Origin of the sequence: Cyanobium sp. BA20m-p-22 (genome assembly GCF_024346275.1) — a bacterium.
In the GTDB taxonomy this organism is placed as follows: domain Bacteria; phylum Cyanobacteriota; class Cyanobacteriia; order PCC-6307; family Cyanobiaceae; genus Cyanobium_A.
In genome coordinates this window covers 1-11,522 of sequence record NZ_JAGQCQ010000087.1, presented here as the reverse complement: position 1 = coordinate 11,522, position 11,522 = coordinate 1, and the positions used below count along the sequence as shown (strand labels likewise).

Below are 11,522 nucleotides of genomic sequence, written 5' to 3'. Positions count from 1 at the left end.
GATAGTTCGTCGAGGCGCGGATAGCGCTCGGCGATTGGGTCGCCGCTGAACTGGGCCACCCAGCCTTCGGGGTTGTCAAAGAAGCGCAGGGCGCAGAAGTGGGGCTCTGGGCCCATGTCAAACCAGTGCTTCGTGCCTGCTGGCACGGAAATCCAGTCGCCTGCTTCACAGAGCAGCTGCAGCACCTCAGCGCCGATGTGCAGGCAGAAGAGGCCCTGGCCCTCTACGAAGAAGCGCACCTCGTCTTCGCTATGGATGTGCTCAGCCAGAAACTTCTGACGCAGGGCCTGGCGGTCGGGGTGCTCCGGCGTCATGCGGATCGCATCCACCGTGGGGTACGACCCGCTGGCCCGTACCTGGGTGATTTCGGCGCTGTAGGCGGCCAGGATCGCGGCCGGATCGGCGTTTGGGGCCAGGGGGGCTTTGACTTGCCAGCGCTCAAAGCCGATGCCCAGTGGCGCCAGGGTGGCGGCGATCTGGGCCGGATCGCTGCTGGAGAGGCTGGGGGAGGCTGGTCCGGCCGGGTCGGTGGCAAACACCTGCAGGAGACTCATTTGGCCAGGGCTCGTTCAATTCCCAGCCTAGAAAGGCAGCAGCAGCAGGCCAGTGGTGTCCTCGGCAGAATTCCCAGGAGAGCTGGCGGCGGCGGGGCTCACCCTGGTGGGGGTGGGGCCAGGCAATCCGGAGCTGCTTACGGTGGCGGCGGTGCGGGCGATCGGGGCAGCGGAGGTGGTGGCCTACCCGGTGGCCCGGGAGGGTGCCGATGGCATGGCCGCCCGCATTGCCGCCCCCTGGATCGGGCCCCAGCAGCGGCGCTTGCCGCTGCTGTTTCCGATGGTGGCCGGCGCTGAACCGCGCCAGGCTGCCTGGCACAGCGCCGCCGCGGCCCTGGCTGCTGAGGTGGCCGCCGGCCATGCGGTGGTGTTGCTGTGTGAGGGCGACGCTTCCCTCTACGCCAGCGCCTCCTATGCCCTACTCGCCTTGGCTGAACGCCATCCGGCCTGTCCGGTGGCGGTGATTCCGGGCATCACCGCGGTGGCGGCGGCCGCCGCGGCAGCCTCCTCCCAGGGATTGCCCTGGCCCCTGGCCCTGCAGCAGGACGCCCTGCTGATCCGGCCCACCCCCGACGGCGCCGAGGAGCTGGCGGCCCTGCTGCAGCGAGCCTGCGGCGAGGGCATGGTGCTGGCCCTGCTCAAGCTTGGCCATCGCTGGGCCTGGGTGCGTCCGCTGCTGGCGGAGCGGGGGCTGCTGGCCGCCAGTCTTTTTGCCCAGCGGGTGGGCTGGCCCGACCAGCTGCTGGCGCCGGCGGCCGAGGTGCCCGCCGACGAGCAGCCCTACTTCTCCCTGCTGTTGATCCGCCAAAGCTGGCCGGCGGTGCTGCCCTGAGTTGCTGCTCTGAGTTGCGCCCCTGACCAGTCATGGCCGCCAGGGCCAGGGATGGGCAGACTTTCTGCAGAGCTTCCGTTGCGATGACCCCGATCGATTGGTTTGCCCTGCTGCATCCGGTGCTCGCGGTGTTGTTCGTCTATCCGGTGGTTGGGGCCACGGTGCGGCTGGGCCTCCTGGCGCGGGAGCGGCGCCTAGGGCTGAGCAGGCAGCCCCTCACCGTGCCCCAGGAACATGCCGACCACGGCCGCTGGCTCGCTGCCGGCGTCGTGGTGGCCGTGCTGATCGCCCTGGTGTACTCCTTCCTCAGCCGCTGGTTTGACCCCGGCACCCCCTTTGTCGGCGGACAGGGACGGTTGGCCCTGCTGGTGTTGGCGGCCCTCGGCAGCTTGCTGGCCCTGCTGGCTTTGTGGCGGGTGCGGCGGCCAGCCCTGCGGGCGAGTTTTGCCCTGCTCACCTGGGCGGGGTTGCTGGGCCTGGGCAGCCAGCCGGAGATCTGGCGGGTGTCCGATAACCCCTTCAGTGGGGCCTTCTGGAGTTCCCACTACTGGAGTGGGGCCCTGCTCACGGGCCTGCTGTTGCTGGCCATGGCCTCCCGCCCGGAAATCCAGCGTTCGCCCCGCATGCGGCGCCTGCATGTGAGTGCCAACGTGCTGGCAGCGGTGCTGCTGGCGGTGCAGGCCATTACCGGCACGCGAGACCTGCTCGAGATTCCCCTGAGCTGGCAGAAGCCGGCGATTTACGCTTGCGACTTCAACGCCCGCCGCTGTCCCCAGGCCCAGGCCAAGGCCAAGGCCCATGCCCCGGGTGCAGCTGCTGGGGCACCAGGCTTCGACGGCCGGGTCCGGGGGCGAGGGGCCGCCGCGCCAGTTGTCTGAGCAGGGCGAGCAGCGCTGGCCATTCAGGCGGAGCGAGGCGATCTGGCCAGGCGCCCGGCCGGCTGAACAGCCAGCGCCGCAACTCGACCACGCTGGCACTGGCCTCCCCAGCCCAGCTCACGCTCAGCAGTTCCCCTGCTGCGGGAAAGGGGGCCAGATCAAGGGGGGCCAGATCAAGGGGCAGAAGGGATCCTGCGCCGGCATCAAGCACCAGTCGCCAGCCCGGGCCCACCGGGCCGGGGCCGGGCAGCACCAGGTCTGCTCCCGTTTCCGCAAGGGCCGTCAGCCGACCCTTGAGTTGCTGCTGCTCTGGCCCCCACAGGCTCACGTTCACTTTGATGCCCAACCAGGGGGTGGGATCGGGGCAGGGGCGGTCCCAGCACGCACGCAGGGCCACCAGCAGACCCAGCAGATTCAGGCCTGCCCAAAGCAATCCCAGGGCAAGTTGCGGATTGGCACCCCCGGTGCCGAGGGCCAGGCCGATGGCAGCCAGGTTGAAGCCATTTAGCAGCAGGAGCAGGAGCAGGGGCCTGCCCAGCAGCGGATCGATGCCGCCCCGATGCCGTACCCGGTGTTTGGGGGTGATGCGAAAGGGCATCACCCGCCCCCAGACGCCCCGCAGCACGGTGACGGTGAGGGGAATGGCCAGAGCCCAGCCGGGTAGGTCGGCCAGGAGGGCATGGCGACTGCCGCGGTTGAGCCAGCCCACGCTCAGCAGCAGGGCCAGCCAGAGGGGCAGCAACAGGCTGAGCAGATCCATGGCGCTGTAGCGCACCGGCATCACCCCCAGCAGGCCGATACCCAGGGGCAGCAGCAGCAGGACCAGCCTGGGCAGGGTGTTGAGCCAGTGCAGCGCTCCCTCCAGGTAGGCCAGGCGCTGGCCCCAACCCAGCCCCTTCACCCGCAGGGGCCCTTGGGGCAGGCGCAGGGCCTGCAGGGTGCCGCCCGCCCAGCGCTGGCGCTGGCGCACGAAGTCGAGCATGGTTTCGGCGGCCAGGCCAGCGCTCAGCTTCTCGCCCAGGTAGCGCAGTTGCCAGCCCCGGGCCGCCAGGGCGATGCCGGTGACGAAGTCCTCCGAGATGGCCCCCTCGACAAAGCCGCCGATCTGGTCGAGGGCTGAGCGGCGCACCACAAAGCTGGTGCCGGCGCACACCACCGCGCCCCAGGCGCTGCGCACCGGCTCGATCCAGCGATAGAAGCTCTCTTCATCGGGCAGCAACCAGGGCTCCAGCTCCAGGTTGCGCAGCACCGGATCGGCGTTCATGAAGCACTGGGGGGTCTGCACCAGGGCCACGGCCGGATCCAACAGCAGGCCGATGGTGCGATCGAGGAAGTGGCGCTGGGGCACGAAGTCGGCGTCGAATACGGCCACCAGGTCGCCGCCGCCCAGGGCCAGGCCGGCGTTGAGGTTGCCGGCCTTGGCATGCAGCCGCTGGGGCCGGTGGTGGTAGCGGCAGCCATGGGCAGCGGCGAGCGCTGCCACCTCCGGTAGGCCCCCATCGTCCAATACCCAGATGGTGCGGTGTGGATAGTCGAGGCCGGTGCAGCCCAACAGGCAGCGCTCCAGCACGGGTAGGGGCTCGCCGCAGGTGGGGATCAGCACATCCACCCAGGGGCGCCAGTCACCGCTGCGCCATTGGGCCTCGGCCCGATCGGCGGCGGCACGGCCATCGTCGAAGCGGCGCCAGCCCAGCAGCAGTGGCACCAGTCCGCTGAGCAGGAGCCAGCCCTCAGCGGCCAGCAGCAGGAGGCTGAACAGGGCCGCCAGGGGCGTGGTCAGGTTGAGGCTGCCGGTGACCCGCCAGCAAAGGTATCGGACGGTCAGCAGCGCCAGCAGCACCAGCAGGCTGCGCCGCATCCACAGGGGCCTGCCCGCTTCTGGCCGGCGGCTCAGCCACAGGGGCCAGAGCAGCAGCAGCCAGGGCCAGAGCTGGATCACAGCTGCCGCTGCAGCAGCGCCAGGGCTTCGGCCGGGGTGGGGGCCCGCATCAGGGCGTGGCGCAGCTGGGGGGCGCCGGGGAAGCCGGTGCAGGTCCAGCTGAGGTGCTTGCGGGCAATCAATAGGCCGTGGTCGCCCTTGGCCGCCACCAGGGCCTGCAGCTGCTCGGCCGCCAGGGCCAGCTTCGCGGCGGGGCCGGGGGTGGGCGGGATCGGCCGGCCGCCCAGGGCCGCATCGAGTTGACCCACCAGCCAGGGGGCGCCCATGGTGCCCCGGCCCACCATCACCCCGTCTGCGCCTGTCTGGGCCAGGCAGCGCAACGCATCCTCCGGCGTATTGATGTCGCCGTTGGCGATCAGCGGAATCGTGAGCGCCCGCTTCACGGCGGCGATGGCGCCCCAGTCGGCCCTGCCTTTGAAGCCCTGCTCGCGGCTGCGGCCGTGCAGGGTGAGTAGCTGGGCGCCGGCGCTCTCCAGCTGGCGGCACCAGCTCACCGGATCGGCGTCGCTGCCGCACCAGCCCAGCCGGGTTTTCACCGTCACCGGAATCGCCACGGCCGCCGCCACGGTGTCGACGATCCGGGCGGCCAGCTCGGGATCGCGGATCAGACCGCTGCCGCCACCCTTTTTGGCGATCTTCTTTACCGGGCAACCCATGTTGATGTCGATCAGAAAGGCGCCGGCGGCCTCGGCCCGCTTGGCCGCTTCGGCCATGGCGGCGGGCCGGTAATCAAACAGCTGCACGCCGATCGGGCCGCTTTCCTCCGCCAGCTCCTCCACCTTCTGCAGCCCGAAGCCCAGCTCCAGGCTGGTGGCGTTCACCATCTCGGTGAACAGCAGGGCGTCGGGGGCCCAGCGCCGCACCAGGGCCCGGAAGATGCGATCGCTCACCCCCGCCAGGGGCGACTGCAGCACCCGGCAGCGCAGGACACGGGGGGTGCCGTTGCCAGAGAGTTGCAGGGGGACCTGCGGGGCAGAAGCGTTAATCATGGTGATCCGATTGTGATGCTCCAGGCCGATGGCTTCCGCTCAGGCCGCCCCCGCTGCCGTGCCCTACCCCCTGAGCCGCGCGCTGCTGGAAGCGGTATTGGCCGACCGCACCAGCGATCGCTTCGTGTGTGAGCTGATCTGGCCGCGCCTGGGATACGAGCAGAACGGCTCCGGCCGCTGGAGCGCGGGCCCGGCTACCGGCGCTGCCTGGCGGGAGCAGTTCCCGATCGAACCCCAGTTCATCGCCGAGCGGCCTCCTTCGGTGGCCCTCACCCGCTCAATTGCAAAAGAGCACAAGCAGCTGCTGAAGGAGCAGCTGGGTTTTGGGGGCTACAGGATCGGCGAGCTCTACCCGCGCCGCACCCGCCGGGCCACCGCCGTGAACTGGCTGTTGGCCCATTTGGCCGAGCGGGGCGAGCCGCTGCCGGATCTGGGGCCGCTGCCGCAACTGTTGGACCAGCCGGCCGATCCGGTGGCGGGCCATCCGGGTGATCTGTAGGGTCAAGGTACGACAGTTGTTGTGATACCTGCTTTGGCCTTGCCGGTCGTTGCCATTATTGGCCGCCCCAACGTGGGCAAATCCACCCTGGTGAACCGGCTCTGCCGCAGCCGCGAAGCGATCGTGCACGACCAGCCCGGCGTGACCCGCGATCGCACCTACCAGGAGGGCTTCTGGGGTGATCGCAGTTTCCGGGTGGTTGACACCGGTGGCCTGGTGTTCGACGACGACAGCGAATTCCTGCCCGAAATTCGCGAGCAGGTGGGCCTGGCCCTGGCCGAAGCGGCCGTGGCCCTGGTGATCGTCGACGGCCAGCAGGGCTGCACGGCTGCCGATCAGTCGATCGCCGAATGGCTGCGGGGCCAGGGGGTGCCCACCCTGCTGGCGGTGAACAAGTGCGAGTCGCCCGATGCGGGTCTGGCCATGGCGGCTGAGTTCTGGGGCCTGGGCCTGGGCGAGCCCTACCCGATCTCGGCCATCCATGGCGCCGGCACCGGCGACCTGCTTGACCAGGTGCTCAGCTTCCTGCCTGCCAGCGAGGAACAGGAGGCGGAGGAGCCGATCCAGCTGGCGATCATCGGCCGCCCCAACGTGGGCAAATCCAGCCTGCTCAACGCAGTCTGCGGCGAGAACCGGGCGATCGTCAGCCCGATTCGTGGCACCACCCGCGACACGATCGACACGACGATTGAGCGGGAGGGCAAAACCTGGAAACTGCTTGATACGGCGGGCATCCGCCGCCGTCGCTCGGTGAGCTACGGGCCCGAATATTTCGGCATCAACCGCAGCTTCAAGGCGATCGAGCGCTCCGATGTGTGCGTGCTGGTGATCGATGCCCTCGACGGCGTCACCGAGCAGGATCAGCGCCTGGCCGGCCGCATTGAAGAAGATGGCCGCGCCTGCGTGGTGGTGGTCAACAAGTGGGACGCCATCGAGAAGGACAGCCACACCATGCCGGCGATGGAGAAGGAACTCCGCGCCAAGCTCTATTTCCTCGACTGGGCGCCGATGCTGTTCACCTCGGCCCTCAGCGGCCAGCGGGTGCAGGCGGTCTTCCCCCTGGCCCTGCTGGCGGTGGAGCAGCACCGCCGCCGCGTCACCACCTCGGTGGTGAACGAGGTGCTCACCGAGGCGCTCAGCTGGCGCTCGCCCCCCACCAGCCGCGGAGGCCGCCAGGGGCGCCTCTATTACGGCACCCAGGTGGCGGTGCGGCCCCCCAGCTTCACGTTGTTTGTCAATGAGCCGAGGCTTTTCGGTGAAACCTATCGCCGCTATGTGGAGCGCCAGATCCGCGAGGGCCTTGGCTTTGAGGGCACACCCATCAAGCTGTTCTGGCGCGGCAAGCAGCAGCGCGATGCCGAGAAGGAGCTGGCCCGCAGCCAGACTCGTGGTCGCTGAAGCCTGGCTGTTGGGGGGGGGCGGCTGAGTGGACTTCCTGCGCCAGATCCCGATCGGCCAGTTTGCAGCTCCGGAGCTGGAGGACCAGGCCGGGGGCGGCAGCTGGCTGCGGCGGCTGGATCCCCGCCTGAAGCTGGCCTGGACCCTGGCCTTTCTGGTGACCCCGATTCTGGCCGGGCCGATCTGGCGCCTGGCCCTGGTGGGACTGCTGCTGTTGATCACCGCCCTCAGCGGCCTGAGCTGGCGGCTCTGGCGCCGCAGCGTGCCGCTGCTGCTGGCCCTGGCCCTGCTGGTGGGTGGCTTGGCGGCTTTCCTGCCGGCCGGTTCCCTGCCGCCGGGGCAGCTGCAGCGCCCACCGGCGGAGCTGCGCCTGGAGCCCGGCCCCCCCGGCAGCCAGCCGCCGGAACGCTCCGGCGCCGCCTGGGTGCTTTTCCGCCAGGGTCCCCTGGTGGTGACCCGGCGCTCGGCCGAGCTCGGCCTCAACGGAGCCACCTTGTTATTCACCCTGATTCACAGCGCCAACCTGTTGCTGCTGAGCACCTCCCCGGAGCAGCTGGTGTGGGCGATTGGCTGGGTACTGGCACCCCTGGGCCGGCTGGGCTGGCCGGTGGAGCGGCTCGGTTTCACCCTGTTGCTGGCGCTGCGTTTTCTGCCCCTGGTGCAGGAGGAACTGCAAAACCTATTGCGATCTGTTGCAACCAGGGCAGTGAATTTCAAGCGCCTGGGCTGGAAGGCCGGCCTGGGCCTGGTGCTCGCCCTCGGCGAGCGGCTGCTGGCCAACGTGCTGCTGCGCGCCGAGCAGGGGGCTGAAGCCCTGCTGGCCCGAGGGGGCTGCTGGTTGCCGCCCGATCAGCTGCCCAGGCCCCAGGGCGGTGGAGTGGTGCAGAAGCTGCTCAATGCCTCGGCGGCGGCGTGGCTGCTGGTGCTGCTGGGACTGCGCTGGAAAGTCGGTGACCTTTAATGGCCCCCAAACAACCGCATTGGTGAGCAGCGTATTGGTGAGCAGCGCATTTGCGATTCCCGAGCGCTATCTCAACCATCCCACCTTCGGGATGCTTTACCGGGTGGCTGCGGTGGCCGAGGGCAAGGACCTCTACGCCACCCTCTATGCCCAGCGCATTTTCTTTGTGGTGACTTTGCAGTCCAGGGGAGCCAGTTTTGAGGTGGTGCCCCTGATGGATGCCCGCCACTACGCCGAGCAGAATCTGGCCCGGGCCCGTCGCGATTGCCCTGAGGCCCAAGCCCATTGGCGCCAGTTGTTTGACCAAACCTTTATCTGAGCAACTCGCCTTGGTGCGCGCCAGCCTGCCCCCCGGGTGCAGGCTGTTGGCGGTGAGTAAGGGCCAGCCGGTCGCCCGGATCCGGGAGGCGGTGGCTGCGGGCCAGCGCAGTTTCGGCGAGAGCAGGCTCCAGGAGGCAGCGGCCAAGCAGGCGGAGCTTGCCGATCTCGAACCCCTCGACTGGCATTTCATCGGCCGCCTTCAGGCCAACAAGGCCCGCGCGGTGGTGCGCCAGTTCGGCACGATCCACTCCCTCGATTCCCTGGCCCTGGCCCGTCGCCTGGCCCGCATCGCGGCCGAGGAGCATCGCGCTCCGGCGGTGCTGTTTCAGGTGAAGTTCCGGCCCGATCCCGGCAAGACTGGCTTTGAACCAGCTGAGCTCCAGCAGCACTGGCCCGAGCTCAGTTGCCTGGCGCCGTTGCGATCGGTGGGCCTGATGACCATCGCCCCGCTGGGACTCAGCCCTGTTGAGCGTGGCAGCCTGTATCGCGAGTGTGCCGCCCTGGCCGGGGCCCTGGGGCTGCCGGAATGTTCGATGGGGATGAGTGGCGACTGGCAAGAGGCGGCCGCGGCGGGCAGCACCTGGGTGCGGATCGGCAGCCTTCTGTTTGGGGAGCGGCCGGTTCTGGCCAGCTGACCTGGCGGCCAATTGCAGCGGAAAGCCTTGCCGCCATTGGTGTGGGACGCTATTTATGTGAAAGCATCCTGCGAGGCCCGCTCTGTGTCGTTGTTTTCCCGCCTGCGTGCCGTTGTCTCAGGAGACGACTATCTCGACGGCGACTACGACGATGAGCTCGACTATGACGGTGGAGAGCTGCCCGAGCCCACCCCGCCCATCCGCTCAAGTCCCCTGGTTTTGAGCTCCGACTTCACCGCAGACGACCCCTTCGCGGGTACCAATGTGATCGGCATGCCGGGCCTGTCGACGGCCGGTGCAGAGCTGATGTTGATGGAGCCGCGCAGTTTTGATGAGATGCCCCGGGCAATCGAGGCCCTGCGGGAACGCAAGACCGTGATTCTCAATCTCACGATGATGGAGCCTGACCAGGCCCAGCGCTCGGTGGACTTCGTCGCTGGCGGCACCTTCGCCATCGATGGCCAGCAAGAGCGAGTGGGCGAAAGCATTTTCCTGTTTGCACCGAGCTGCGTAACGGTCACCACCGCCTCCAGCGAGGAGGCCTCCTCCCCCACCACCTTGAGCCGCGGCGTGGATAGTCCCGAGCCGGTGGCCGCACCCAGCCCGGCTTGGGGTCGCCAGGCAAGCGCCTTCTAGGCCACCCGATGGCGCCCAGCTTTGGCGTGGTGGGCCTGGGCCGCATGGCCCAGGCCCTGTTGTTTCCCCTGCTGGAGGCCGGGCTGGTTCAGCCCGGGGACGTGCGAGCTGCGGTGGCCAGTGAGGCCTCGGCTGAAATGTTGCGTCAGGCCCATGGCCTCAACGTGGCCACCGACCCCCAGGCTGCCTGGTCAGCGCCGGTGGTGCTGCTCGCGGTCAAGCCCCAGCAGCTCGAGGGGGCTGCCCAAGCTGCTGCCGCTGGCTCCGGCGGGCTGCTGATCTCGGTGTTGGCCGGGGTATCCCTGGAGCGCTTACAGCGCCTTTTCCCCGGATGGCAGTGCGTGCGGGCCGTACCCAATACCCCGGCGCTGGTGCGAGCCGGGCTCACGGGCCTGGCCTTTGCCCAGGCCGTGCCCGCTGGCCAACGCCGCTGGGTGGAGCAGCTGTTTGCCCAGGTGGGTGAGGTGTATGAGCTGCCCGAAATTCAGCTGGATGCCTTTCTGGCGCTCACTTCCTCCGGGCCGGCCTTTGTGGCGGTTGTGGCCGAGGCCTTGGCCGATGGCGCCGTAGCAGCGGGATTGCCGCGACTCCTGGCCCAGCAGTTGGCCTCGAGGACCCTCGCGGGCAGTGCGAAGTTGATGTTGGAGCGCAACCTCCATCCCGGAGAGCTCAAGGACATGGTGAGCTCTCCGGGTGGCACCACGATCGCGGGCCTGCGCCAATTGGAGCAGGCCGGCCTGCGCTCGGCCCTGATTGAGGCGGTGCTGGCCGCAGCCCAGCGCAGTCGCGAGCTGGGCTGACCCCCCAGAGCCTCCTGAGCCCCAGCCCCAGCCTCAGGGTTTTGGGGCGCCCAGTTTGGGTTCTGTGCCGGCCAGCAGTCGCTCGATGTTGCTGCGGTGGCGCCACACCACCAGCACGGTGGTGAGCAGGGCCAGGGAGAAATAGGGCCAGCGTGGCGCCAGGTTTTGGTCTGCAAACCAGCCCAGCATCAGCAGCGGCAGGGCCAGGGCGGCCACTACGCTGGCTAGGGACACGATCCGGCCGAGGCTGAGTACGGCCAGGAAGATGCCGAAACAGGCCAGGCCCACCGGCCAGGTGAGGCCCAGCAGCATGCCCAGCCCGGTGGCCACCGCCTTGCCCCCTTTCCAGCCCAGCCATACCGGCCAGATGTGGCCTGCCAGGGCCGCCAGACCGGCCAGCACCACCCCCACACCCAGGGGATCCAGCACGGCCTTGGCCAGCAGCACGGCAGCCGCGCCCTTGAGCACGTCCACCAGAAACACCGCCAGTGCCGGGCCCTTGCCGACCACCCGCAGCACGTTGGTGGCTCCGGTGGATCCCGATCCTTCGCGGCGAATATCCAGCCCAGCCAGCCAGCGCCCCGCCAGGTAGCCGCTGGGGATGGAGCCGAGCAGGTAGCCAGCGAACAGCAGGGGCAGGGTGATCAGGGTCATGGTGATGGGGGCCTGGTGATGGGGGCTATGGCGGTTCGCTCAATAGGATTCGTCACTGGCGATCTCGCCGGGACCTGCGGCGAAGGTGAGCCAAAGGGGGAACTGCAGGATTGGCACCTCAATTGTCAGTTCGCCGGCATCGATCACGATGAAAGGCAGCTCGTTTCGCTCCTCGAGACGGTCGGCCCGCTCCACCAGGGCATCGGCCCGTTCGAACAGCACGATGCCGCTGGAGGGTCCGAAATCCTCCCGCTCCAGGCCCAGGCAGTCCTGCAGACCTCGACGCCATTCGCCTAGGCGCTCGGGCTGGCTTGCCAGCACCAGGGTTTGGAAGCGTTCGCCGTAGAGCTCGCCCAGGATGGCAATGGCAGCGGCGGCCACCAGGGCGTTGCGGCTGCGGCTGCCGCAGCTGGCCTGGGCACCCCT

General features: G+C 69.0%; 13 protein-coding genes and 1 pseudogene. 9 read left to right on the top strand and 5 right to left on the bottom strand.

Annotation, left to right across the window (positions count from 1 at the left end; genetic code table 11):
- Nucleotides 1-554, bottom strand: a 554-nt coding sequence (locus KBZ15_RS09270) for an acireductone dioxygenase (protein ID WP_255014901.1), incomplete at its 3' end; no start/stop codon positions are given.
- 52 nt (nt 555-606) lie between these two features.
- Between KBZ15_RS09270 and cobI the strand changes: the two genes are divergently transcribed.
- On the top strand, nt 607-1,386 hold the full coding sequence (gene cobI, locus KBZ15_RS09265; protein ID WP_396123429.1) for a precorrin-2 C(20)-methyltransferase: 780 nt from the start codon (nt 607-609) through the stop codon (nt 1,384-1,386).
- An 83-nt stretch (nt 1,387-1,469) separates the two neighbouring features.
- A complete protein-coding gene (locus tag KBZ15_RS09260; protein WP_255014899.1) occupies nt 1,470-2,264 on the top strand; it encodes a DUF4079 domain-containing protein in 795 nt (264 codons plus the stop codon).
- A gap of 736 nt (nt 2,265-3,000) precedes the next feature.
- Here KBZ15_RS09260 and KBZ15_RS09255 read toward each other — a convergent pair.
- Nucleotides 3,001-4,122, bottom strand: a pseudogene (locus tag KBZ15_RS09255) (glycosyltransferase family 2 protein); the annotation flags it as partial.
- Between the two features lie 77 nt (nt 4,123-4,199).
- Nucleotides 4,200-5,192: a tRNA dihydrouridine synthase DusB gene (gene dusB / locus KBZ15_RS09250; protein ID WP_255014898.1), complete on the bottom strand. Its 993-nt coding sequence runs from the start codon at nt 5,190-5,192 to the stop codon at nt 4,200-4,202.
- Nucleotides 5,193-5,220: 28 nt separating this feature from the next.
- On the opposite strand from dusB, the gene KBZ15_RS09245 reads away from it, so the two are divergent.
- From KBZ15_RS09245 to proC, 7 genes are all read left to right on the top strand, one after another.
- The gene (locus tag KBZ15_RS09245) at nt 5,221-5,691 is read left to right on the top strand and encodes a DUF1823 family protein (protein WP_255014897.1); all 471 of its coding nucleotides are present in this window, start codon (nt 5,221-5,223) and stop codon (nt 5,689-5,691) included.
- Between the two features lie 33 nt (nt 5,692-5,724).
- Nucleotides 5,725-7,089 (top strand): ribosome biogenesis GTPase Der, encoded by a 1,365-nt coding sequence (gene der / locus KBZ15_RS09240; protein WP_255014896.1) that lies wholly within the window; start codon nt 5,725-5,727, stop codon nt 7,087-7,089.
- 28 nt (nt 7,090-7,117) lie between these two features.
- On the top strand, nt 7,118-8,050 hold the full coding sequence (locus KBZ15_RS09235) for an energy-coupling factor transporter transmembrane protein EcfT (protein WP_255014895.1): 933 nt from the start codon (nt 7,118-7,120) through the stop codon (nt 8,048-8,050).
- Between the two features lie 91 nt (nt 8,051-8,141).
- Entirely contained in the window at nt 8,142-8,369 is a 228-nt protein-coding gene (locus KBZ15_RS09230; RefSeq protein ID WP_255014903.1) for a PII-interacting protein PipX family protein, read from the top strand.
- The gene (locus KBZ15_RS09225; RefSeq protein WP_396123428.1) at nt 8,350-9,006 is read left to right on the top strand and encodes a YggS family pyridoxal phosphate-dependent enzyme; all 657 of its coding nucleotides are present in this window, start codon (nt 8,350-8,352) and stop codon (nt 9,004-9,006) included. Before KBZ15_RS09230 ends, KBZ15_RS09225 begins: the two co-directional genes overlap by 20 nt.
- An 84-nt stretch (nt 9,007-9,090) precedes the next feature.
- Nucleotides 9,091-9,642, top strand: coding sequence for a cell division protein SepF (locus KBZ15_RS09220; protein ID WP_197148116.1), 552 nt, complete (start codon nt 9,091-9,093; stop codon nt 9,640-9,642).
- An 8-nt stretch (nt 9,643-9,650) separates the two neighbouring features.
- Nucleotides 9,651-10,442 (top strand): pyrroline-5-carboxylate reductase, encoded by a 792-nt coding sequence (gene proC / locus KBZ15_RS09215; protein WP_255014894.1) that lies wholly within the window; start codon nt 9,651-9,653, stop codon nt 10,440-10,442.
- A gap of 33 nt (nt 10,443-10,475) precedes the next feature.
- Here proC and plsY read toward each other — a convergent pair whose 3' ends face one another.
- Nucleotides 10,476-11,096, bottom strand: coding sequence for a glycerol-3-phosphate 1-O-acyltransferase PlsY (gene plsY, locus KBZ15_RS09210; RefSeq protein WP_255014893.1), 621 nt, complete (start codon nt 11,094-11,096; stop codon nt 10,476-10,478).
- Nucleotides 11,097-11,135: 39 nt separating this feature from the next.
- A partial coding sequence (locus KBZ15_RS09205; RefSeq protein WP_255014892.1) for a DUF3086 domain-containing protein occupies nt 11,136-11,522 on the bottom strand: 387 nt, incomplete at its 5' end.

What these genes read in the sequence shown, in the direction of transcription:
- KBZ15_RS09230 (WP_255014903.1), top strand. Translation starts at nt 8,142, where the DNA reads ATGCTTTACCGGGTGGCTGCGGTGGCCGAGGGCAAGGACCTCTACGCC.
- dusB (WP_255014898.1), bottom strand. Translation starts at nt 5,192, where the DNA reads ATGATTAACGCTTCTGCCCCGCAGGTCCCCCTGCAACTCTCTGGCAAC.
- proC (WP_255014894.1), top strand. Translation starts at nt 9,651, where the DNA reads ATGGCGCCCAGCTTTGGCGTGGTGGGCCTGGGCCGCATGGCCCAGGCC.
- KBZ15_RS09260 (WP_255014899.1), top strand. Translation starts at nt 1,470, where the DNA reads ATGACCCCGATCGATTGGTTTGCCCTGCTGCATCCGGTGCTCGCGGTG.
- plsY (WP_255014893.1), bottom strand. Translation starts at nt 11,096, where the DNA reads ATGACCCTGATCACCCTGCCCCTGCTGTTCGCTGGCTACCTGCTCGGC.
- KBZ15_RS09245 (WP_255014897.1), top strand. Translation starts at nt 5,221, where the DNA reads ATGGCTTCCGCTCAGGCCGCCCCCGCTGCCGTGCCCTACCCCCTGAGC.